The sequence below is a fragment of the Paenibacillus sp. YAF4_2 genome (assembly GCF_052113225.1).
Classification (GTDB): domain Bacteria; phylum Bacillota; class Bacilli; order Paenibacillales; family Paenibacillaceae; genus Pristimantibacillus.
On sequence record NZ_JBFRCT010000001.1, the window covers coordinates 1 to 23,298 of the forward strand.

The 23,298-nt window shown below is 46.8% G+C and carries 24 protein-coding genes; 20 read left to right on the forward strand and 4 right to left on the reverse strand.

What is annotated here, in order from left to right:
* Positions 1 to 175: 175 nt before the first annotated feature.
* The gene (locus AB4Y93_RS00005; RefSeq protein WP_441887985.1) at positions 176 to 913 is read right to left on the reverse strand and encodes an HAD family hydrolase; all 738 of its coding nucleotides are present in this window, start codon (positions 911 to 913) and stop codon (positions 176 to 178) included.
* Between the two features lie 143 nt (positions 914 to 1,056).
* Here AB4Y93_RS00005 and AB4Y93_RS00010 point away from each other — a divergent pair, with 143 nt between their 5' ends.
* On the forward strand, positions 1,057 to 1,194 hold the full coding sequence (locus tag AB4Y93_RS00010) for a hypothetical protein (protein ID WP_441887986.1): 138 nt from the start codon (positions 1,057 to 1,059) through the stop codon (positions 1,192 to 1,194).
* 74 nt (positions 1,195 to 1,268) lie between these two features.
* On the opposite strand, the gene AB4Y93_RS00015 is transcribed toward AB4Y93_RS00010, so the two are convergent.
* Positions 1,269 to 1,493 carry a hypothetical protein gene (locus tag AB4Y93_RS00015; protein ID WP_167273811.1) on the reverse strand — a complete coding sequence of 75 codons (225 nt, stop codon included), beginning with the start codon at positions 1,491 to 1,493 and terminating at the stop codon, positions 1,269 to 1,271.
* 161 nt (positions 1,494 to 1,654) lie between these two features.
* Here AB4Y93_RS00015 and AB4Y93_RS00020 point away from each other — a divergent pair, with 161 nt between their 5' ends.
* The 11 genes from AB4Y93_RS00020 to AB4Y93_RS00070 all read left to right on the forward strand — a co-directional run bounded on the left by AB4Y93_RS00020 (position 1,655) and on the right by AB4Y93_RS00070 (position 12,013).
* A complete protein-coding gene (locus AB4Y93_RS00020; RefSeq protein ID WP_441887987.1) occupies positions 1,655 to 2,380 on the forward strand; it encodes a phosphonate ABC transporter ATP-binding protein in 726 nt (241 codons plus the stop codon).
* Positions 2,377 to 2,889: a GNAT family N-acetyltransferase gene (locus AB4Y93_RS00025; protein ID WP_441887988.1), complete on the forward strand. Its 513-nt coding sequence runs from the start codon at positions 2,377 to 2,379 to the stop codon at positions 2,887 to 2,889. The genes AB4Y93_RS00020 and AB4Y93_RS00025 overlap by 4 nt, the downstream gene beginning before the upstream one ends.
* Positions 2,890 to 2,904: 15 nt before the next feature.
* Entirely contained in the window at positions 2,905 to 3,516 is a 612-nt protein-coding gene (locus AB4Y93_RS00030; protein ID WP_441887989.1) for a DUF3298 and DUF4163 domain-containing protein, read from the forward strand.
* Positions 3,517 to 3,569: 53 nt separating this feature from the next.
* On the forward strand, positions 3,570 to 3,869 hold the full coding sequence (locus AB4Y93_RS00035) for a hypothetical protein (protein ID WP_441887990.1): 300 nt from the start codon (positions 3,570 to 3,572) through the stop codon (positions 3,867 to 3,869).
* A gap of 112 nt (positions 3,870 to 3,981) precedes the next feature.
* A complete protein-coding gene (locus tag AB4Y93_RS00040; protein ID WP_441887991.1) occupies positions 3,982 to 5,613 on the forward strand; it encodes an amino acid permease in 1,632 nt (543 codons plus the stop codon).
* 285 nt (positions 5,614 to 5,898) lie between these two features.
* Positions 5,899 to 6,567, forward strand: coding sequence for an MOSC domain-containing protein (locus AB4Y93_RS00045; protein ID WP_441887992.1), 669 nt, complete (start codon positions 5,899 to 5,901; stop codon positions 6,565 to 6,567).
* A 14-nt stretch (positions 6,568 to 6,581) separates the two neighbouring features.
* Positions 6,582 to 7,580, forward strand: a complete 999-nt coding sequence (locus tag AB4Y93_RS00050; protein WP_441887993.1) for a phosphotransferase — start codon at positions 6,582 to 6,584, stop codon at positions 7,578 to 7,580.
* Between the two features lie 59 nt (positions 7,581 to 7,639).
* A complete protein-coding gene (locus AB4Y93_RS00055; protein ID WP_441887994.1) occupies positions 7,640 to 8,560 on the forward strand; it encodes a polysaccharide deacetylase family protein in 921 nt (306 codons plus the stop codon).
* 42 nt (positions 8,561 to 8,602) lie between these two features.
* On the forward strand, positions 8,603 to 9,562 hold the full coding sequence (locus AB4Y93_RS00060) for an AAA family ATPase (RefSeq protein ID WP_441887995.1): 960 nt from the start codon (positions 8,603 to 8,605) through the stop codon (positions 9,560 to 9,562).
* Entirely contained in the window at positions 9,504 to 10,682 is a 1,179-nt protein-coding gene (locus AB4Y93_RS00065) for a DUF58 domain-containing protein (protein ID WP_441887996.1), read from the forward strand. The genes AB4Y93_RS00060 and AB4Y93_RS00065 overlap by 59 nt, the downstream gene beginning before the upstream one ends.
* On the forward strand, positions 10,679 to 12,013 hold the full coding sequence (locus tag AB4Y93_RS00070; RefSeq protein WP_441887997.1) for a DUF4129 domain-containing protein: 1,335 nt from the start codon (positions 10,679 to 10,681) through the stop codon (positions 12,011 to 12,013). The genes AB4Y93_RS00065 and AB4Y93_RS00070 overlap by 4 nt, the downstream gene beginning before the upstream one ends.
* A gap of 1 nt (position 12,014) precedes the next feature.
* Here the strand turns inward: AB4Y93_RS00070 and AB4Y93_RS00075 are convergent, their stop codons facing one another.
* A complete protein-coding gene (locus AB4Y93_RS00075; RefSeq protein WP_441887998.1) occupies positions 12,015 to 12,992 on the reverse strand; it encodes a YpdA family putative bacillithiol disulfide reductase in 978 nt (325 codons plus the stop codon).
* A 200-nt stretch (positions 12,993 to 13,192) separates the two neighbouring features.
* On the opposite strand from AB4Y93_RS00075, the gene AB4Y93_RS00080 reads away from it, so the two are divergent.
* From AB4Y93_RS00080 to AB4Y93_RS00090, 3 genes are all read left to right on the forward strand, one after another.
* A complete protein-coding gene (locus tag AB4Y93_RS00080) occupies positions 13,193 to 13,726 on the forward strand; it encodes an ADP-heptose synthase (protein ID WP_441887999.1) in 534 nt (177 codons plus the stop codon).
* Positions 13,727 to 14,034: 308 nt separating this feature from the next.
* Positions 14,035 to 15,780, forward strand: a complete 1,746-nt coding sequence (locus AB4Y93_RS00085; RefSeq protein WP_441888000.1) for an ABC transporter ATP-binding protein — start codon at positions 14,035 to 14,037, stop codon at positions 15,778 to 15,780.
* A gap of 18 nt (positions 15,781 to 15,798) precedes the next feature.
* Complete coding sequence (locus tag AB4Y93_RS00090) at positions 15,799 to 17,607, forward strand: ABC transporter ATP-binding protein (RefSeq protein ID WP_441888001.1); 1,809 nt, start codon at positions 15,799 to 15,801, stop codon at positions 17,605 to 17,607.
* Here AB4Y93_RS00090 and xerS read toward each other — a convergent pair.
* Entirely contained in the window at positions 17,604 to 18,707 is a 1,104-nt protein-coding gene (xerS, locus tag AB4Y93_RS00095; RefSeq protein WP_441888002.1) for a tyrosine recombinase XerS, read from the reverse strand. The two genes, AB4Y93_RS00090 and xerS, sit on opposite strands and share 4 nt — an antisense overlap.
* 218 nt (positions 18,708 to 18,925) lie before the next feature.
* Between xerS and AB4Y93_RS00100 the strand changes: the two genes are divergently transcribed.
* The 5 genes from AB4Y93_RS00100 (at position 18,926) to AB4Y93_RS00120 (ending at position 23,276) form a co-directional block, all read left to right on the forward strand.
* A complete protein-coding gene (locus AB4Y93_RS00100) occupies positions 18,926 to 19,606 on the forward strand; it encodes a cell wall hydrolase (protein WP_441888003.1) in 681 nt (226 codons plus the stop codon).
* 180 nt (positions 19,607 to 19,786) lie between these two features.
* Positions 19,787 to 20,461, forward strand: a complete 675-nt coding sequence (rpiA, locus tag AB4Y93_RS00105; RefSeq protein WP_441888004.1) for a ribose-5-phosphate isomerase RpiA — start codon at positions 19,787 to 19,789, stop codon at positions 20,459 to 20,461.
* Positions 20,462 to 20,480: 19 nt separating this feature from the next.
* Positions 20,481 to 21,230 (forward strand): metallophosphoesterase family protein, encoded by a 750-nt coding sequence (locus tag AB4Y93_RS00110; protein ID WP_441888005.1) that lies wholly within the window; start codon positions 20,481 to 20,483, stop codon positions 21,228 to 21,230.
* Between the two features lie 17 nt (positions 21,231 to 21,247).
* Positions 21,248 to 21,538 (forward strand): hypothetical protein, encoded by a 291-nt coding sequence (locus AB4Y93_RS00115; RefSeq protein WP_441888006.1) that lies wholly within the window; start codon positions 21,248 to 21,250, stop codon positions 21,536 to 21,538.
* Between the two features lie 259 nt (positions 21,539 to 21,797).
* Positions 21,798 to 23,276 carry a PTS mannitol transporter subunit IICB gene (locus AB4Y93_RS00120; protein WP_441888007.1) on the forward strand — a complete coding sequence of 493 codons (1,479 nt, stop codon included), beginning with the start codon at positions 21,798 to 21,800 and terminating at the stop codon, positions 23,274 to 23,276.
* Positions 23,277 to 23,298: the final 22 nt, after the last annotated feature.

Genomic DNA, 23,298 nt, shown 5'->3' on the forward strand with positions numbered 1-23,298 from the left:
TTGTTTTTCGAAAGACCTTCGCATTCTATTTTGCTAAAGCGTTTCTTACTCATGTTTGTTCCCCCCAGTTGCTTTTCCTAGTATACAAAAAAGGCACCCACAGCCCAAACACCTTTTTTTAAGTGTCTAGTCTGTGGGTACCAGTTTAAAGGCCGCTTTACTCCTTTTCTTATTGTTATCTGCGATTAATGTAGTCATGGATTGCAGGAGGGACCTCCAGCAGGTTATTTAAGGTGAAGAAGGCGCCTTTTGGCTCTACTTCGATATTGATCACATTATACTGCCATTCCGATTCCGCCCTCATATGGATGGCGTGAATGCCAGCAGTTAACGCCGGAACAACATCCGTGCGGATAGAGTTGCCAATCATCCAGGTTAAGCCGCGGTCGTAACCGCCTTGAGCCAAAATTTGCTCCAGTGCCTCGCTGTTCTTATGGCGGCGGATATAAACCCGATTATTGAAGTAGCGTTCCAGATGCATACGTTCAATCTTACGGCGCTGGATCGTCAGCTCACCACCAGTATAAAGATGGAGGATATGGCCATCTCCAGCTAGCTTATCAAGCGTAGATTCCATATTGGGATAAGGCTCTGTCTCATGCTCGTAGACGCTAAGACCAAGCTTCCACAAAAGGTCTTGCTCCGTGGAGGAGCGCTTGCGGCCGGTCAGGTCACTGTAATAGTTATATGTATCGATAAAAGACTGCGGGAAATGCTCGCTCTTAAATCCGAGCACAGCTACACCTGCAATATCAATTTCTGTCTGTTTATTACGCACGGCTTCGGCACTAACGCCTTCATAACCGGCAAACCATGTCGTCATCGCATCAACAAACTGCTCGATAACGAAATAGAAATATTTATTGCAATGGATTAGAGTGTCATCCAGGTCGAAAAAAAGATTTTGCTTCATATAAAGCACGGCTCCTTTGGTGAAGTTCATCGTATGAACAATCTACCTCATTAGAAGCCCTACGTCAACGAAGGGGCAAATGGGATGTTTATTTCAGATGAATTATGCTAATCATTCTCATAAAGAGCAGGGAGGTGATGAGCATGCCGTTTAATAAAGCTGATAAAACGCAGAACCGCCAAAACCAATCCAGCAGCAAGTCTGAAGCCATTGGCCTCAAGCTGAACAAAGTTGCAAACCGCCCTTCAAGTTTGAATGGAATTAATAAACAACTGCCGTAACGAAGGCAAACGGAATGCAGGATGCCACTTAAGGTCATCTTGCATTCCGTTTTACATCATTGTATTTAAGTAGGTTAAGCATACTTCATCTGAGCGTTGGTCAATTTATTCTTAATAAAGGCGATACGACGCCGAACATAAAAGTCCATGCTGTCTCCCTTCAAATCATTTGGCGAAATCACCTCCTCTGCAAGATTATCGATAATCTTTAATGTTCCGTCCGTGTAAAATTTAAACGTTAAGTCCCGGCGCGGCCATCCTTTCTCTAAATAACGAAAGTTTTCGCAGCTCTTATTCATGGTGATTCAGCCTCCTTTAAATGATTATGGGATGAAGGATATTAAGAACACTTGTTCTGTTTTTATTATAGCAAACATTTGTTCGCGTGGAAACTATTTTTTGTTTCTCGTAAACTAGATTTATAGAGTTGCGAAGCGTTTACAAAAAGGGGCATGGACTAATGTTGAAAATAATGAATCTGACACAGCAAATTCCCGGCGGGCCTACCATTCTGAAGAACATCAGCTTTGAAGTATTGCCCGGCCAATTCATTGCAATAAAAGGGGCTAGCGGAAGCGGGAAGTCGATGCTGCTCAAATGTCTGGCACTGCAGCAAAAGTGGTCTGGTGGAAGTTACTTCTTTGAAGGGGAAGATATATTCAAGTCGGGCCTTTCAGGTAAGCTGAAGATCCGCCGGGCAGTTGCTTATCTGGAAGAGAAGCCTTCGCTTCATCAGAATAAGACTGGCCTTAAGAATGTCAGCATCGGGGCGGTTACTCAAACTCCGGCATGGCGCAGATGGACAGGCATGCTGCGCAGTGATGATTATATGGGTGCAATGGATACGATTGAAAAATTAGGCTTGATCGACAAAGCACATCAGAAAGCTAGCACAATGAGCGGCGGCGAACGGCAGCGTATTGCTATTGCCCGGGCATTGGTGCATGGCGCGAAGGTAATTGCGGCAGATGAGCCCGTAGCCGGCCTGGATCCGCATACAGCTGACCGAGTGTTATCTGATCTGAAGAGACTTAGCCAGGAGCAGGGAGTGACCGTTATTGCCGTGCTCGACCAAGGGGATTGGGCGGAGCGGTTTGCCGACCGGATCATTGGCTTAAATAATGGCGAGCTTGTTCTTGATGTAAAAGGCAGAAGATTGACTGAACGGGAGAAAATGCTGCTGTGAGCAATATCGAGCTTAGACTGATTAAGAAAGACGAACTGGAAGAAGCGCTGCATCTGGAGCAGCGCTGTTATGTACCGGATGCTGCGGCCACGCGGGAAGGGTTTCGTTATCGCTTCGATCATTACCCGGGTTATTTCTGGTCGGCATGGTCGGGAGATAAACTGCTTGGGATTACGAACGGCATTCGTACTTCGGCACTTTCCTGTGGCGATGAAATGAAGGGCGACCAGCAGGATGATGAAGAAGGGAATAATTTCTGTATCCTGACCGTCGCAGTAGCGGATGAAGCAAGACGGCAGGGGATTGGAGCCATGCTGTTGAACAAGCTGGTTAAGGAATGTGATGCGGCAGGACATGACGCGATTATTCTCATGTGCGAGCCTCATCTCATCCGATTCTATGAGCAGGCTGGTTTTGCCTACATTGGAGTATCTTCATCGTCACATGGCGGGATAGAGTGGCATGAAATGAGACGTACCCTGCATATAATGGAGCATCTGACCAAATAGGTAGGTGTCTTCGAAATGGCATTTCAGTCTCCAGTTATTGTCCAATCGGCAAGAGCGGCTTCCCCCAAAGCGGAGCTATGGATTCCTTATGTAAGCGGCGGTCCGAATGATGATGCGATCAAGCGAATCAATGAATCCATTCGTAAAGCGGCTCAACAGCTGGTAGACGAGCAGGGCTCGCTGGACGATCCCCGGGCTGAAATGACCGGGTATTATGAAGTGAAGACCAACGAGAGAGATATTCTCAGCCTATCATTATTTAATTACACCTATTCGGGGGGCACGCATGGATTAACGCTGCAGGTATCGCTCACTTTTCGTGTATCGACTGGACACGCTTACAGTCTTCCGCAGCTGTTCAAACCGGGGAGTGCCTACATTCACCGGATATCCGAGATAGTCGACAAGCAGATTAAGGATCGGGACATAAGTACATTGGAGCCGTTCCAATCGATCCGGCCTGATCAGGATTATTATATTGCGGACCGTTCGATCGTCATTTATTTTTCGTTGTACGAGTTGACCCCTTATGCTTATGGGTTTCCGTATTTTCCGATTTCGGCCTATGATCTTCAGGATATCGTGAGTGAGAGCGGGCCATTAGGTGTTATGGTACCAAACAACTAAAGCAGAGACGGCAATGGACATGCTAGGGGAGTTGCCAGAAGGAGCTGGTCCGAATGGCCAAAAAGAAATGGCTTGGCTTTATCGCACATCTTGTGCTTGGCGCTTTGTTTCCCTACGTACTCATTGGCGGTATTGTACTACTCTATGGATTTATGGCGCCATCAACCGGATCCCAAAAGGCATATGGTTTCGTTATCGTTTCGGTCTACATTTTACTCCTCATCGGAATTAATGTTTGGACACTTGGAAGGCTGGATTTTCAGGCAAGATGGCGATGGCTGATCATTCATGCTTTGGCATGGGCGGCGGCTGTTATCGCATCATTCGCAATGCTGCGATTCTCGGAATTATAAAAGTCCGGCTGCTTGCCGGCATGGAGGGCTGTCCTTATGGGCAGCCCTCTTCTTGTTGCCTGACATGACCGATCTTTCTCCCTCATACATTATCGTAGTAGGGAGGGGTTCCATGATGGTCGCCGTTTGGATTGGTCTGGTGCTGTTTGCCATTGTTTGTGTCTGTGCCTTGTTGATTACGGCGAGGGCACAGAATAGTATTCGTGCTTCGAAGCACATAAGTATGATTGCATATGGCGAATATGCCCAGTCGCAGCAGGATAAGCATGATCTTAATTTATTTGGGCTCGCCCAGCAGCTGCGGAGGCGGTTAGGCGCCGCCGCGTCATTTGGCCTTTCGTTTCAATCCATGGGCTTCATTGGAGCCATATTTTTGTTAGCTGGACCTGCACTGAATCAGGGGGGACCCTCTGTCGTCAGTATTGGGTTACCAATCCTTGCGTTGTTTGGACTTCTCGTAAGTGCTTCACTTGCGGAGCTGTCATCAGCCGTGCCGACAGCTGGCGGTGTCTATCATTGGTCGTCGGCACTTGGAACAAGGCGGTGGGGCTGGTATGCCGGATGGTTCCATCTCGCCGGACATGTTGCAATTATGACGGTTATGAATGGGGCATGTGCATATATATTGGATAAAATGCTGGCTGTATGGCTTGGCTATTCTTCCTCGTGGCTATCGACGGGATTGCTTCTAATCGGGATTACTGCTTTGCAAGCTGCAGTGAACCATTGGGGAACAGGCCGTCTGGGCTCTATGCTGGAAGCCGGGATATTGCTGCAGGCTGCGATTCTTGCTGCCATAATTGGCGGGATCTATATTACTTTCGGGCAAAGCGTGTATTCGCCAGAGCTGCTATATACCTTTCAAAATTCCTCGTTGGATGGTCATGTAACGCCGTGGGCTTTTATCGCTGGCGTATTTGTGCTGCAGAAGCTGTTTCTAGGGATGGATGGAGCCGCCCAGGCGTCTGAGGAAATTAGTGATCCAAGAGTTCGTGTTCCTTGGGCGATCTATTTATCATCGGTGTACACCATGATTGGAGGATTCGTTCTCTTGATGTGCGTTACGCTAGTTCTTCCTGCGATCGTGGGCACAACCTTATTCAGCAGTAGTGACAACCTGTTCGCGGCTGCTGCGCTCGATGGCTGGCAGGGCAATTCACTTATTGTTCTCGTTATCGCTGCTGCTATATGGGGGAGTGGGAACAGCGAGATGCTTGTCTGCTCGCGGGCTGTCTTCTGTTTGGCAAGAGATCAGGCACTGCCATTCAGCAGAATATTGTCTCAAGTAACAAGGAAACTACAGACCCCTCTACCAGCCATACTAGCTGTTTCTGTCATCTCCGTTATTTTGTTTGGAGTAGGGAGACTGGTCGATGGGGGAGAGGTGGATATCTCCAGCTTACTTGGATTAGGAGTATTATGCTTGCAGCTGGCCTATGCGATTCCAATTGGGATGAAGCTGAGACTGCACGGAAGGCATCGCTTGCTGGAGGATGCTCCCTGGCATTTAGGTGTATACAGTACATTCGTCAATTGGACGGCGTTTGTATGGCTGATCGTCTCTGGAGTACTGTCTGTCTTTGCGCTTGGGATATGGGGAGCGGTTGGAACGGGGGTGCTGCTTGTGCTCATCATGGTCATGGATCGAAAATACCGGAAGCAGCATCTGGCGAAGCTTCAAAGCCGGTTAAAGCGGCCAAGAGGTGAAATCATCCGAATTGAGCGAAAATTCCATATTCACTGAAAACTTTGGGAAATGAGGAAATATTGCGCCTGTTATTTCCCGGGGAACCGCATAAAACAACACAATAAAAACGTTTTCGACACGACAGGCTCGAATGCTACAAAAGGTGTCGAAGAGTAGTCTTGAAAGACTAGTTATTCATGGCTGAAAAGGCTGGTTTTATAGGTGTTTTAGGCTGATTAACGGCATTAATAATAGACAGGCAAAAGATGTTTTTGCCATCTTCTCCCTAATAAGATTATAATAGTGGGAGAGTAGATTAGGACAGGAGGCTAAGAGAAGCAAATGTCTTGGGAAATAAAAAACAGCCGTATTGTATCTCTAAACGTCGGAATACCTGTAGCAGCCATGCATGGCACAAAGCCCATACAGACCGGCATTTTCAAGTCGGCATCGAACGACAAGCATTATTTAAGCACTGCCGGATTGTCCGGAGACGGGCAGGCAGATCTTGTTCATCACGGCGGGCCGGACAAAGCCGTTTGCGTCTATTTCGTGCGTCATTTCCCCTATTGGGAAGAGTGGCTGGGCAATAAACTGAGCTATGGTGCTTTCGGAGAGAACTGGACTTTATCGGAATGGTCAGAGCAGGATTTGTGCATCGGAGACGTCCTTCAGGCAGGGAATGTTGTCGTGCAAGTCAGCCAGCCTAGACAGCCATGCTTCAAGCTTGGTATTCGTCATAAGCGGCCAGAGCTGACAGCACATGTTCAACAGACCGGATTTACGGGCTTTTATTTCCGAGTGCTGCAAGAAGGGGAAGTTGGTGCAGGCGAAGACCTCAAGATGGTTAAGCGGCATCCTGCAGCGATCTCTCTGGCGGAAGCTAATCGCGTCATGTACGAAGGAAAGACTGACCTCGAGGGCATGACTGCTTTGCTTGCGGTAGAGGAGCTGTCAGACAGCTGGAAGCAAACGTTAATGAGTCGTGTGGAGCGGCTGCAGCAAATGTAAGGAGGAAGCACGGATTGAAAGAGTACGCAATCGCAGCGCTGATTGAGCAGTACCAGCTCGATTCCGATTGGATGATTGTGCCGGGAGAAAGCGGGATGAACAATACAACTCGAATGATCAAGGCAGGCGTTGAACGTTACGTGCTTCGCATTTACAACAATCATCGGAATCGGGACATTGTTAAGCTGGAACATCATGTCTTACATGCCCTTCAAGAGCAGGAGCTTGGATTTCAAATCCCGGTTCCCGTGTGGAACCATTCGGGTGAGACAATTTCCCAATGTGAAGACGGGGCACTTGCAGCCATGTATCGATATATACCGGGAGAACGGCCGCAAGCTGTTCACAAGGCCCATATTCAATCGCTTGGTCAGATCGCTGCTAGATTGTCTAAAGCTCTTGGGAAATTATCGATTCAGCAAGCTCCTATTTATGACCCGTATTACTTGATTGAAGAGACTTACTCTTCCCTTATCCAAGAGCTTCCAATGATTATTCAGTCGTCTGAGAAGTTTGTGAAGCGGGCGGACAAAGCTGCTGTAATCATGACGCAATTAAAAGGTCTTTCGGTCAAAATGAGAGAATTGCGAGGATTGCCACATCAATGGATTCATGGGGATCTAAATTTTAGCAATACAGTTGCTGAGGGTGATTCCATTATTGGTGTTCTGGATTTTGAGTTTTGCACGATTGATGTAAGACCAATGGAGCTGGTTGTTGCTCTCATTGACTTTTTCAAAGGTGAGGATTCAGACATTTGGAATTCGATTCAGCTATTCTGTGAAGGGTATGGCCCAGAAGGCAGTCTGACACAGGAAGAGTTGGAAGCGTTACCGCTTCTCATTAAGCTTCGTGTGCTGGATGTATTTCTTCATTTCACGAACCGGTACAAAGAAGGACTAGATGAGGCAGACATTCTAGCAGGTTTCATCGATCAGACTTGCCGAATATGCGATTGGGTAGACAGTAATGAAAAGCAGCTATTAGAGCTGTTTCAAAGTAAGCTAATGTAGGGCAGATCAAGTCAGGCATAGTTCGTTAATGTTGCTAATTGTAGAGAGGATGAGTCGATATGAACGTCGCAGCATCGCTTGGATATGGCAGCCAGGAACGATTGTTAATTATTAATGCAGATGATTTTGGATTATGTCCGTCCACGAATAAAGGAATTGAGCAGCTGCTTCAAGAGAATGTGGTAAGTTCGGCAACGATTATGATGCCTTGCAAGTCCTCTAAGGAAGCGGCTCTTTGGAGTGCCAAGCATCCGGGTTACGATGTCGGCATTCATTTTACCTTCACGAGTGAGTGGGATGCTTACCGGTGGGGGCCAGTTAATAAAGGCAGTGATACGCAGTCGCTTATTACTAGTGACGGCTATTTTCCAAAAGATTGTAAAACCTTCGAGCTGCAAGCTGATCCGCGGCAGGTAAAAGACGAAATGATTGCCCAGATCGAAGCTGCTCTTGCTCTCGGGATAAAGCCTACTCATGCTGATAATCACATGGGAAGCTTGTATGGACTTGAAACAGGCAGACATTTTCTGAAAGAAGCGTTTGAAGTGTGTGCGGCTTACGGCTTGCCTTTCCGGTTGCCTCGTAAGGTTGCTGCAGCTAATGAACAGATGGTCCCACAGGAGCTTGTGGAGCAGGCAAGGCAGCTTGGCTTATTAGCACATGCGATGGGCGTTGTCGTCCTTGACTATTTGCTCGGATTGCCATTCCCGATGAAGCCAGGTGAGACGTATCAATCTGTCAAAACGGATCTCAAGCAGCTGATTCACCATCTTCAGCCGGGCGTTACGGAGCTGTTATTCCATCCATCGCTCGTAACTGACGAGCTGCTTGCTTTCCATGGTCAGCCTGAGAAGCGGGGAATGGAGTTTCAATTGTTCCGAGACCCGGAAATCCAGCAGACGTTGAAAACGGAAGGGATTCGGGTTATTCATTGGAGAGATCTTCAGCAATTACAGAAGACAATTTACGGCAGGGCGTAATAATAACGGGAGTCATTCGATAACGAAAAAGGAGTCTTGCACATGTCATTCCAATCGATCAACCAATTAGCAGAGAAGCTGAATACGAATATTGGCCGGGTTATTGTCGGCAAAGATAGTGTCACCGAGCTGTTGTTTATCGCATTAATTACTTCTGGCCATGTCCTGCTCGAAGACGTTCCTGGCACGGGAAAAACCCTGCTCGCCAAATCACTAGCACAATCTCTTAAGCTTCAATTCCGCAGGGTACAATTTACGCCGGATTTGCTTCCATCCGACCTTAGCGGTATTCAATATTATAATCAGAAAGATGGCGGCTTCGAGTTTCGTCCGGGGCCGCTCTTCACTAATCTGCTGCTTGCAGATGAGATCAACCGAGCGACACCTCGTACGCAATCCAGTCTCCTCGAATGTATGGAGGAGCGCCAGATCAGTGTGGATGGTGAGACCAAACGATTGGACAAGCCATTTATGGTTATTGCTACTCAAAACCCAGTCGAGCATCAAGGGACATTCCCACTGCCGGAAGCTCAATTGGACCGCTTCTTATTCAAGATCCAGATGGGTTATCCCACAACGGAAGAAGCGCTTCAAATTCTTAAACGGTTTAATAATGCCGATCCTCTGGGTCAGCTTGAGCCAGTAGCGACAGCAGCAGATATTGCGGAGGCGCAGCGTGTTTACGCGGAGGTTCGAGTATCCGATGAAGTGCTGCAATATCTCTTACAATTAATTGAACGTACTCGTTCCAGAGAAGATGTTAACATCGGTGTCAGTCCGCGTGGCAGTCAAGCTTTACTTCGAGCATCACAGGTGCATGCAATCTTACGAGGCAGGGATTACGTCACTCCGGATGATGTGAAAGCAATGGCAAAGCCGGTTCTTGCCCATCGTTTGTCCCTTAAAGGGATGCATAGATCTCATAAGCAGGCCGAAGTCATCATTGAAGATATTATCCGGCAAACCGCAGTACCTGCGGAAGCTGGGATCGCCTCCCGATAGTGGTGAGCGGATGATTATATTCTGGGTCGCATTCGCAGCTATTCTTGTGTTTTTTCTGCAGGCAAAATTATTTCACCGTTATGGCCTAAAGCAAATTGGCTATGAACGAAAATTTCAAAAGAGAGTCAGCTACCGCGGCGAAACCATTGAACTAGTCGAGCAGCTGACGAATGCCAAATGGCTGCCTGTCCCATGGATGAGGGTAGAGTCGCAGTTATCGTCGGACTTATTATTCCATCGTCAAGATAATCTCGAAGTGAGCAGCGGTACGCTGTCTCAAAATCATAAAAGCTTCTTTACCTTAATGCCAAATACAAAGATTACAAGAAGACATCGCATTGTATGTACCAAGCGCGGCTGGTATAAGCTGCAATCGGTTACAATGACAGCCGGTGATCTTCTAGGCTTCATTCATCAAACGAAGCAGATTGCTCTTAATGGCGAGCTGATCGTATATCCTACTCCAGCTGATGTACCCGTTCACGAGCTTCCATCACATAGTTGGCAAGGGGAACTATCCGTCAGGAGATGGATTGTTGAGGATCCGTTTGTTGTGATGGGAACACGGGATTATCGTTCAGGCGATACTCATAAGATGGTGAATTGGAAAGCGACGGCTAGAGCGGGCAAGCTGCAGGTGCATCAATATGATTACACGGCTGATCGCAAGCTTATGATTTATTTGAACGTGGAAGACAATGAGAACATGTGGCGAACTGTTAATGATGAAGAACTAATCGAACATGGGATTGAATGGGCAGCTGGAGCTGCTCAATCGGTTATTCAAAGTGGGATGGAAGCAGGCTTCTGCACGAACATGCCGATTATCGGTGAGTTTGGCAGCACACTCATCGAACCACGCAGCGGCGGCGGACATTTGTCTGAAATATTCGAAGCGATGGCGAAGCTGGAGCTGCTCCGGACAGAGCCGTTTATCGATCTGCTGAATCGGGAAGCAGATAGCGGATATGCGCAGCGTGATGTTCTGGTGATCTCGACCTTCTGGAACGATCAGCTGGAATATCAAGCTGACAGACTGCGGCGTAATGGCAATGCAGTCGTTCATTGGACCCTTACCGAACAGCCAAAAGCAGAGCAGCAGGCAGGTGAAGCGGGATGAACCAATCTAATTCGCGTAATCTGATCTGGGTGCGGCTGCTTCAGGGAAGTATGGAGACCTTATTCTACTTGCCGATTCTATTTATAGCTGCTTTCTATGCTTCAACGAGCAGTTTTATGGTTTCATGGCTGCTTACGCTTCCAATCGTATATACGTTAGGAGCGTTATGGATTCGCAAACTGAAAGTAAATCGAAGGATTTACCGTATTCTTATTGCCACCCTGCTCGGTGCTGGGCAGACGATTCTATTATTAGCTGTATTAATAGCATTTAATGCAGAACTTCCAGGCATAACGGTTCTTATTCTAGGGCTGCTAGGAGCATTCATTTCTACAAATGGGATGAGAGCAGCTACAAAAGGCTGGTATGCAGCTTTCCCGAATACGCTTATGTTTGTAAGTGTCATATTGTACGTGATTCTAACGATCGCAGCTCATCTACGTGAGCAGTTTGAGCCGTATTTTATCTTCCTGACCATATGCGGGATCGCAGCACTCGTTCTTTTACTTTATATCATTAATGAACGATTACTTACTTACGAGACTCATTCCGGCGGAGCCATCCAATCTGCTACGACTAAAGTGTTCAAACGACAAAACCGGTTTATGCTTAGTATCGTAGCTGTATTACTGCTTATTGCAGGATTGTTCCGTCAGCTCCAGAGTTCTATTGAAGCGTTCTTTCACGCTGTCATGAATCGAATCATGGGTTGGATGAACAGATCAAAAGATCCGGTCCAGGAACAGCCAGCAGATACACCTCCAGAGCAAAGTGGTCTGCCTCCGGTAGAAGCTAATCATCCTCCACATTGGTTGGTATGGCTGGAGCATCTTGCTAAATACATCGGCATTACTTTGTTGATCATTGGCATCGTGGTCCTCTTATACTTTATTGGGCGTAAGCTCTATCAGCTCCTTAACAAAGCATTAGGCCGGATATGGGAGCGTGCAAGTGACAGGAAGGACAGTGCTGAAGGGTATACCGATGAGGTGGAAAGTCTCGTGTCACAGTCCAAATGGAGTGACAGGTTCCTTAAACCTGGCAAGAAGAAGGAAGCCCGCTGGGAGGAACTGCGTACTACGGGAGATAAGGTTCGTTATCTATACCGTTGGTTCGTTGCTGGTGCGACGGGGAAGGGATACTCGTTTAAGCCGCATTTTACCGTTAAAGAAACGGGCTCAGATATTCTTGCTTGGCGTAATAAGCCTCAGACCAATGCAGATGTTGAGCAGCTGACTCGTCTATATGACGAAGTTCGGTACGGGGGACAGGAGCCAAACGAAGAACTCGTCCAATCCCTGAGAAAGAGACTGGGCGAGCAAAGGAAGTAACTTATTTGAGCGATGCGATATATTGGGCGATCTTCGTACCATGGAAGCGTCCGGATTCAATGAAAATTTCATTCGCTTCATGCTTGGAGGCGACGACACCAGCCAGAAACAGGCCAGGGACGTTCGTCTCCATTGTTGTTTCATGAAAGTAAGGGAAGCCTTCTTCCTCAATCTTCACGCCTGTGCTTGTCAGGAAATCACGGTCAGGATGGAAGCCTGTAAGGGCAAGTACAAAATCATTGGCTACAGTATGATTACCTTCCGGATTTTCCACGATAACATGATGGCTGTCGATTTCAACGACACGAGAGTTAAAAAGTATACGAATGATACCGTTGCTGACTTTACCTTCGAAGCCTGGTCTTACCCAAGGCTTAATGCTGCGTGAGTAGTCCCCACCGCGATAAATAACAGTCACCTTAGCTCCAACACGTTCAAGCTCAAGTGCAGCGTCAATGGCCGAGTTGCTTCCGCCGATGATTGCAACTTCCATGCCGGTATAGGGATGAGCTTCACGGAAGAAATGCGTCACCTTATCCATTTGTTCGCCCGGGATGCCGAGATAATTCGGATGATCGAAATATCCGGTTGCGACAACGACGTAACGTGCCTCATATTGCTTCTCTACGCCGTATCGATCAGTGCTAGTTAAGTGGAATAGGCCGTCTTCCTGACGTTCTACCCGAAGTACGGTCTCATATGCATTCACTCGAACATTGTTGCGCAGCGCAGCCGTCCGATAGTAATTGATCGCTTCGAGGCGGGATGGTTTATCATTTGGTGTTGTGAAGGGGATATCCCCGATTTCCAGCTTTTCCGGCGTGCTGAAGAAATGCATATAAGTAGGATACATGGAGATAGAATGGGCAATATTACTCTTCTCAATAATAACGGGATGAAGTCCGATCCGTTCAAGCTCGATAGCAGCAGCGAGGCCGCATGGGCCTGCCCCAATTATGATTGCGTCTTCTTTTATCACGCGTGAAACCTCCTAAAAGGAATAACTACACAGATATCTGTTTGAGCTATAAGTAATTATTCATACTTCGTAAACATAGTAACGTTCATTGTACCGCTACCTGCGGATTTAATGCAAATTTGGCGAATGGCTATCTTGTACAGGGATTGGAATATTGTATAATAATGTGGAACCGTGGTTAGCAGAAGGAGGGGTCAAACATGCGACGGCGATTTGTTATAGAAGCAGTAATGGTTGCAACGTATGGACATCTTCTCATTCCGAGCCGTCCAGTTGATTACGTCGTGCCTTATTCATCGATACTTGAGCTTTACGATATGAGAGACGGGGCGGAACCCGTTATGGATGACTTGGATGACGATGCGCATGTGAAAAGTAAAATTGGGGAGCTTATTACCTTTTTCGAAGATCCTTTGAATCGGAAAAAAATCGAGCGCTCCATGCAGGTGCCTTGGCGCGAAAGCTCTCCGCTGATCTTGAATGATATGATTCATTTCACGATTGTGCATGCTGTAGATAACGCACATTATGGAGAATATTTTGATCCGATTGAGACAGAGCTGCTTCTGACTAGTTCGAAGCTGCAAATCCCGCTCTTGTCTGATCAATTCGATTTTCAAGATAAGCTGCTCGAAGCAAGAGTCCCTGTCCAGATCTATGATATCGAAGACTTCGAGTTTGCGGTGGAGGAAGGCATCTCCATGAAGGATGCAAGTCAATTGGGCGATTTGTAAAATAGATAGCGATTCGACAAAATCAGCTATTGCGTAAGTAAGAGTTGGTCTGTTACGATACGAACAGATTATATGAAAAATTTTCCGAGGGAAAGAGGTGTCCGGCATGTGGAATCAACAACAACAGGCAATGATTGTTTATGTTCATTCTTCCAAGCATGCCGTACAGGCCGCCTTCGCGATACGACCACTTTAAGCGGGTTACTTATGCTTATTGATGTTCGATCGGTATGAGGATCTCGAGCCTATTTACGGCTCGAGGTCTTTTTTTGTTCTTTTTTAAGCTGAGAGGGGAGGCAGAAATACAAGTGAAAGTATTATTGCGGGTACTGGCTTATGTAAGACCTAGCGCAAAATGGGCGGCAGCAGCGATCGTCATTATGATTTTCGCCACGATGTTTGACCTGGTAGCGCCATGGATATTACGGGAAATCTTCGATGAGGGAATTAAGAAGAGCAATGTATCTCTCATTATGTGGCTGACATTACTGCTTGTTGGCGTCCAAGCGCTCAAAAGTGCAGGGATGTTCCTGCAAGGTTATTCCCAAGAGCTTGTTGGACAAAATGTGGTGCTCAAGCTGAGGGAGCAGATGTATGCACAGCTGCAGCGATTATCTTTCTCCTATTATGACAAAGCGCAGACTGGGCAGTTAATGTCCCGTATGACTGGTGATATTGATGCGGTTAAGAACTTTGTAGGCTTTGGTGCAATGGGGCTGCTGACAGGATTGTTAACCTTTGTTGGTACGATGATCTTTATGTTATGGATGAACTGGCAGGTTACACTGATCAGCACGGTGACGATTCCGCTTATTCTGCTTGTACTGTGGTGGTTCAGTAACAAGGTAGGGCCGGCATGGTCAAGTATACGGGAACAGACCGGACGACTGACGACTACGCTGCAGGAAAATATCGCAGGCATCCGTGTTGTGAAATCGTTCGCAACAGAAGAAGCCGAGCAGAAGAAATTTGCTGAACGGAACAAGCAGAACTTTGACACCAATATGGAACGCGCAAAGCTGGAAGCGAAAGCCTTCCCATTAATGGGCTTGTTCGGCGGCCTGACATTCGTTCTGATGATCTGGCTGGGAGCCGTTTATGTCGCTCGCGGTGAGATGACACTTGGTACATTCATGGCATTCCAATGGTATACATGGGGTATTATTTGGCCGCTCAATATGCTAGGCTGGCAGATCAATATTATGCAGCAGGCGATTAAGGCGGCACCACGTGTTTTCGAAGTGTTGGATACCCCTTGCGATATTGTATCGCCAGAGGCTGGTGTAACGACGGACAACATGCGCGGGAAGGTCTCCTTCCAAGACGTGACCTTTTACTTCAACGATCAAGATCCCTCGAAGGACAATCCTATTCTTGACGAGATTAACTTCGAAGTTAAGCAAGGTGAAGTTATCGCCGTGCTGGGAGCAACCGGTTCGGGTAAAAGCAGCTTGATCGCTTTGCTCTCGCGGTTCTATGAAGTGTCATCAGGCCGGGTGTTGATTGACGGTGTAGATGTACGAGAGTATGAGCTCGACGGCTTGCGCCGCAGTGTCGGCATCGTACCGCAGGAGACCTTCTTGTTCTCCGCGTCGATCCGAGACAATATTGCATACGGGTATCCAGATGCAACAATGGAGCAAATCGAGCTTGCGGCTAGGAAAGCACAAATTCATGATTTTATCATTACGATGCTTCATGGTTACGATACATTAATTGGTGAGCGTGGAGTTGGACTATCCGGTGGACAAAGACAACGTGTGGCACTTGCTCGGGCGATCTTAATGAATCCGCCGATTCTGGTACTCGATGAAGCAACCGCAAGTGTTGATACTGCGACGGAGTCTGCCATACATGAAGCGCTGCTCGAAGTCATGAAGGGCAGAACAACCTTTATTATCGCACAGCGTTTATCTTCGATTCAGCATGCTGACCGTATCCTTGTTCTGGAGCAAGGACAGCTAATCGAGCAAGGTACTCATAAGGAATTAAGCGAGCGGAATGGGTTCTTCCGCCAATTATTTGAGCGTCAGAAGCTTGCAGCCGGACGTTAAAGGACAGGAGGGGAATACATGAGTCAAGTGGAATGGGATGACGACAGCGAGATTGAGGAGAAACCGTTTAATCTCGTCTATATGCGAAGGCTGCTTGGATATTTGAAGCCATATCGGAGGCTGCTCAGCATCATTATCGGCGTTGTCCTTATTAATATGATCTTAAGCCTTGCGGAGCCTTTGCTGCTTGGGTATTTGATCGATGAAGGCATTACAAAAGGGGATTTTACAGCTATTCATCTATTCGGCATATCCTTGCTTGGTATCAAGCTGATCGGCTGGGCCTGCGGCTGGGCGCATACGAAATATATTAACTTTACAGGCCAACGTATCTTGTACGATCTGCGCCAGCAGCTGTTTAATCATCTGCAAAAGCTGTCATTCCGATTCTTCGACGGACGTCCAGCTGGTAAGATCATGTCTCGTATCACAAACGATACGAATGCCATCGGCGAGCTTATTAATGGCGGTCTGATCACCACAGTTATGGAAGTCACGCATCTGGTAGGGATTGTTGCAATCTTGCTCTGGATGGATTGGAAGCTGGCCTTGTTATCCTTTATAATGATGCCGCTGCTGTATCTGATTGTGAATCGGTTACGTCCTCGGATTGAGGGAGCTTGGACTCGTTCACGCAGGACGATGTCAGCCATTAACGGGCATCTGAACGAAACGATTCAAGGTATTCGTGTTGTGCAAGCGTTCTCTCGCGGGCAAAAGAACAGTATGCGTTTCGAAGGGATTAACCTCCGCAACAAGCAGGCATTTATGAGGGCAATCATGCTCGAATCAACCGTATACCCGCTCGTTGAGTTAGTCGGAATGATTGGTACATGTATCGTGATCTGGTTTGGAGCGCAGCAAGTGATGGATAATGCGCTAACGATTGGCTTCGTTATGGCCTTTATCAATTACTTATGGCGTTTCTGGGGACCACTAAGCGCATTGTCCAAGGTTTACAGTCAAGTACTCTCGGCAATGGCTTCTGCAGAACGAATCTTCGAAATACTCGATACCGAACCGGAGGTGACGGACGCGGCAGACGCTCGCCGTATGCCGGCGATTCGTGGTGAAGTGGTATTCGAGAACGTATCATTCCGATACGAAGAGACGAAACCGGATGTGCTTCATGGGGTCAGCTTTACCGTCCGACCGGGACAACGAGTGGCGTTAGTTGGTCCAACCGGAGCGGGGAAAAGTACAATCGTCAATCTGTTAATGCGATTCTATGACTCAACTGGCGGTAAGGTGAAAATCGACGGGTTAGATGTGAAAGACGTTACGTTGGAATCCTTACGTAGACAGATGGGTATCGTGCTCCAAGACTCGTTTATTTTCTCCGGGACGATTGAGGAAAATTTACGTTACGGCAATGACGGGGCAACAAGGGAGCAAATGCAGCAGGCAGCTGAAAGTGTAAGGCTGGACCGGGTTGTTGCACATATGAATGAGGGATATGAGACCGAGGTGGAGGAACGTGGTTCGAAGCTGTCGGTAGGTCAGAGGCAGCTACTAGCCTTCGGTAGGGTACTGCTGTCGGATCCACGAATTCTTATTTTGGATGAAGCCACTTCAAGTGTCGATACGGAAACGGAGCAGCATATTCAAGAAGCGCTTGAGACTCTGCTGAATGGCAGAACCGCCTTTATTATCGCGCACCGTCTGTCGACAGTACGCGATGCAGATCTCATCCTAGTTGTAGAAGATGGACGAATTGCTGAGCAGGGCTCGCACAATGAATTAATGAGACATGGCGGTATCTATGCGAAGCTTGTGAACACACAGCTTAACATGCAAGAGGCGGTATTATCGCAGGTGCAGACTTAGTTGGCATTGGCTGCTTCACTTGCTTGCTTGATCCGGTCGATCGCCTCAGCCATTGTTTTATCCGTAAGGTGAGCATAGATTTGGGTCGTCTCGGGAGAGGCGTGCCCAAGCTGCTCCTGTGTCATATAAATATCGTTACGCAAATAATAATCGGTTGCAAAAGAATGGCGAAGCTTATGTACGCTTAAGTAAGGTTTGCCGAATCGCTTCGCATATTTGATCACCATTTCCTGAATGGCGCGTTTCGTCATTCGAGAGCCTTCTTTTTTGCCATTCGCGATGGCAAGGAAGAGGGCTTTTTCACGTTTGGGCGCTTTGTAATGAGAATCACGCATTTGCAGATAAGCAGTAAGAGCTTCTACGGCTTCTTGACGGAAATAGACAGGTGTCTTGAAGGTATCATCGTTCTTACCTTTGCGATATACGTAGGCGAGCTTCTTTTTTACATCAATATCATCTGCGTTCAGATTCACAACCTCCGATACCCGAAGACCAGAATGCAGAATCAGGCTGATAATACAGCAGTCCCTCGTCTGATTCAGCTTGTAAGAATAAAGGGCTTGTTTATTAGAAGCAATATCTTTCTCGTAATCAGCATGGATATAAGCGAGAAACTCGGATATTTCCTCTTCCTGCAACAGTTTTCCCTCTAACTTGGCTGCTGTATCCTTTGGCTTATGCGTCCGTTTAATTGAGACTTTGGCCATAACATTCCGCTTCAGAAGCGGATAGAACTCTTCGTCCTCCGCAATCTGGCTTAAATAATGAAAGAGTGATCGGAGAGAGGATAGCTTGCGCGTAATGGTGGTTCTTGTATTGTTGTGGTTTGGATTGGTCGCAAGAAACATCCTGAAGCTGTCTATGCTGTCCATATGAAGCCTCTCCAGCTCAATGAGTTGAACATCCTTCACCTTGTCTGCGTCAGATAATCCCTCTGCAATAAGCCAGCCCATGAACGTCTCGTAATCTCTTACATACTCCAGCAAAGAAGAGGGAGACAAGTCCGGAAGCTTAAAGTTAATAAATTTCTCCACATACCAGGGCATCAATGGAACCCGGCGGTCAAGCTCCTGCCGATCCTTGATTTTGATCACATTCAATGCTGTTCACCTCGCTATCTTTCTTCCTATATTGTACCAATTCAAGCTAAACGGAACAATGCAGGCGATAGGAAAGTGCGAAAAAAGTTAGTTTAGCAAATAAATGTAATTAATGTATTCGGGTTACTATTCCTGATTATCTATGTTAAACTCGTTTGAAACCAGCCGTTACACAATAAAATAATTCCAATTAATGATTTCATACAATTATTAATAAAATGAGAGGAGCATTAATATTGATTAATAATCAAATTTATAAATATAGTATTACCATTATTCTAGCATTTATTATGACGGTAGGGCTTCCGCTTCAAGCGGCTCAAGCCGCTGAGCCAGCTACATTAGGCTATGGCAATTACGGGGCAGACGTACCGGATTTGCAGTTCCGTCTGAAGACGCTTGGTTATTTCGATAACACAGCGATCACGACGTTTTATGGTAAAATGACAGAAGAAGCTGTTCGTAACTTCCAAGCGGATTACGGATTGCAGCCGGATGGCGTTGCAGGCAAGAAAACATGGACGGAACTGAAGAAAGTATCCGTTAACCAGGAAGAGCTTGATTTGCTGGCACGGATTATTTATGCGGAGGCACGCGGTGAGTCGTACAAAGGCCAAGTGGCTGTTGCGGCCGTAGTGCTTAATCGTCTTGCATCTGACCAGTTCCCGAAAACCTTAAAAGGTGTTATCGAACAATCTGGAGCTTTCACAGCAGTTGATGACGGACAGTATTACATGAAGCCTAATGCAACAGCTTATAAGGCAGCATTAGAAGCGCTCGAGGGCAATGATCCAACGCAAGGCGCGCTGTATTACTTTAATCCGAAGACGGCTACTTCGCAGTGGATTTGGTCGCGTAAGCAAACCGTACAGATCGGCAATCACATCTTTGCAGTGTAAGTAGACAAATTCGGGGCTATGTATGAAGGTTGCCCTAGCTCGGCTTGGTTTATGTGAAATATTAAAGCACATTGCCGCTCATGGAGTGGTAATGTGCTTTTTGTTATTGTATTTCCTATTATTCTCTGCTTTGTTATACTAAAAATTAAATCATTTAAACAAACTATAAAAGGTGATCATATGGAATCAAAACGTATTGCAGCAGAAAAAGCGGTTGAGCTTGTGAAGGATGGCATGAAGATTGGACTAGGGACCGGTTCGACCGCCTATTGGGCAATCCAAGCTATTGGGCGTTTAGTAAAAGAAGAGGGGCTGGGCATACAGGCCGTCGCTACTTCCGTACAATCGGAGCAGCTTGCAAAGGAATGGGGCATCCCGATGATGCCTTTTGCAGAAGTGGATATGCTGGATCTTACGATTGATGGAGCGGATGAGGTGGATGCTGAGCTTAACTTGATCAAAGGCGGAGGCGGCGCTCTGCTGCGTGAGAAGATTGTTGCGTCTGCCAGTAAGCAGCTGATTATTATTGTCGATGAGAGCAAGGACGTTCAGCAGCTGGGCAAGTTTCCGCTTCCAGTCGAAATTGTACCGTTCGCTTATGAACTAACAGTGAAGAAATTACAGCAATTGGGCTGTGATCTGAAGCTTCGTCTAAACGGTGAAGAGTTATTTGTAACGGACAATGGTAATTATATTGCTGACTGTGAATTTGGTGCCATTACAGACCCTGCAGCTCTGCATGATGATCTGAACCGAATTCCTGGCGTCGTGGATAATGGACTATTTATTCATATGGCTAATCTTGTTATTATTGGTTCCGCAGATGGTGAGATACGGAGCAAAACCCGCCAATAAGATGGGAGGGTACGGATTGATGAGCACAAAGATAGCAATTATAACGGATATTCACGGTAATTGGCCTGCATTAAGAGCTGCATTCTATGAAATTGATTCTGTGCATAAGGTTCAGCATATTTATTGTTTGGGGGACATGATCGGCATAGGGCCAGATACGAACGAGGTGCTGCAGGCCTTGTTCTCGAGAGAGGATATGTCCTATGTGTCCGGTAATCATGACGAGGCTGTTCTTGCCATTATCAGGGGGGAAGCTTACCCGGAAAGTCATTTTCATTCCAAGCGGCATCATGAGTGGATCGCGGAAAGAATGGACAAGTCATTTGTTCCACTGCTGGATGGGCTGCCTCGAGTGATCAGAACAGCTGAAGAGGGACAAAGTCAGCTGTTCACCCATTATCATATCAATAGTGATAAGTTTAAGGATCCCATCAGTGCCGATCCGTTCAGCCCAATCGTTGAACCAAGTTTGCGAAATCTAGAATTGCTCTTTGAGGGATGTCAGGAACAATTAATAGCTTTTGGCCATCATCATCCCGTACATTTTTTCCGAAGCGATAAACAAGTATTTGTGAATCCGGGTTCTTTGGGATGTAATGATAAATCAACCGCAAGGTATGCGATCGTAACCCTTAGCAATCAGGGGATTGAAGTACAACTGATGGAAGCGGAATACGATAATTCCGCATTTTTGGCATCGTATGCCAAACTCGATGTCCCGGAGCGGGAATTTATATTACGAATCTTTCATGGGAATCAAGTTCGATAGCGTATAGGAGTATAGTATTGAAGGATCTAACGATTGGCTGGTTAATAGGCATAGGTTTGTTTTTTGGCTGTGGATATTTCTTATTAGGATATTTGAAAGAAATTGCAGGGCATGTGAGGAACTATAAGAGTGAAAAGGCCGACCGTCGGCTTCGATGGTGGTATTTGGATTGGGTTTTTATGGTTTTGGAAGCTGTTTGGGGTTCCTTACTCCGTCCTAGTCTATTAGGTTGCGTTCTTTTTTGGCTAGCTGGAATAGTTCTCATCTTGATGGAAATAAAAGAAACATGGAGTCTGTTGTTTAACTGAGTATCTTTATTTGTTTAGTGAAATTTGCATGAAAGCAAAGCCTGCACTTTTTTTTGAACCTGAGGCCATTCCTTATATAAAGGAGTGGCCTTTTAGCTTTCTTTCATAAACTTCTTAAATCTTGTCAACAGTATGATTGACAAAACCTCTTTTTCCTTTTGTTGTTCTAGCGGCACGCTTGTTTTACGATGATAGTGTGGTCAGGCGGTACTATCGGCCCGACAAAAAGAAAGCGATTTTATAGAGGAGGAACTCCAATATGCAGCAAGCGCAAAATAACTCTCCAACCGGGGGTATTCGGGTGGGAGTACAGAAATTTGGACGTTTTCTAAGCGGCATGGTTATGCCCAATATTGGCGCTTTTATAGCATGGGGAATTATTACGGCGTTGTTCATTCCTACGGGATGGCTGCCGAATGAAACTCTTGCAAAGCTTGTTGATCCGATTATCAAATATCTGCTTCCGCTCTTGATCGGGTATACCGGCGGTACGATGGTTCATAAGCAGCGCGGCGGTGTAATTGGTGCTCTAATGACAATGGGCATTATCGTCGGCACGGATATCCCGATGTTCCTTGGAGCTATGATTTGTGGTCCGCTCGCCGCTTGGGTGCTGAAGCAATTCGATAAATCGATCGAGGGGAAAATCAAGTCCGGCTTTGAAATGCTGGTGAACAACTTCTCGCTTGGCATTATCGGCGCCATACTTACTTTAATTTCTTATTCGGGTATAGGACCCGTAATCGAACAACTAACCAAGATTTTATCGGACGGCGTGGAATTCCTGGTTAATCATAACTTGATTCCGCTGGCCAACATTATTATTGAACCTGCAAAAATTCTGTTCCTCAACAATGCCATTAACCATGGCGTGCTGAGTCCAATTGCCTTAGAAGAAGCTTCACGTACAGGCAAGTCCATTCTCTTCATGCTCGAGTCCAATCCAGGCCCGGGTCTTGGCATCCTGCTTGCCTACATGATTGCAGGCCGAGGTACAGCGAAGCAATCCGCTTCCGGCGCTGCGATCATTCATTTCTTCGGCGGGATTCATGAGATTTACTTCCCGTATATTCTGATGAATCCACGTTTGATTTTGGCTGTGATTGCCGGCGGCGTAACCGGTACCTTGACGTTCTCGATGTTTGGCGCAGGTCTTGTTGCACCACCATCGCCGGGCAGTATCTTCGCTTACGTCGCCATGGCTCCAAAAGGCGGCCTTCTTGCAGCCTTGAGCGGTGTAGTAACAGCCGCCATTGTTTCGTTTGTTGTTGCGGCTCTGCTGCTCAAGACGTCCAAGAAAGAAGTTGAGGATGAGGACGGGCTGGAAGAGGCTTCGGCAAAAATGAAACAAATGAAGGCGGCTGGCAACGCAGCAAATGTGGTTGCCGTAAATGTACCTTCGGAAGCGGGCGAACAAGACATTCAGCCTACTGAGGCTGCGAATGATACGCACAAAGCCAAAGTGGATGTTCAAAAAATCGTCTTCTCGTGCGATGCAGGCATGGGCTCGAGTGCAATGGGGGCATCGATTCTTCGCAAGAAGATGAAAGCTGCAGGTTCGGACGTGACTGTCATCAATACGGCTATCAGCGATATTCCCGGAGATGCCGACATCGTTATCACGCACAAAACACTGACAGAGCGTGCTAAAATCCAAGCACCAAATGCTGAGCATATCTCGATTGATAATTTCTTAAAGAGCCCGGAGTATGACAAGCTCGTAGACCGGCTTTCGTAATGGATCCTTTCTCATCAAGGCT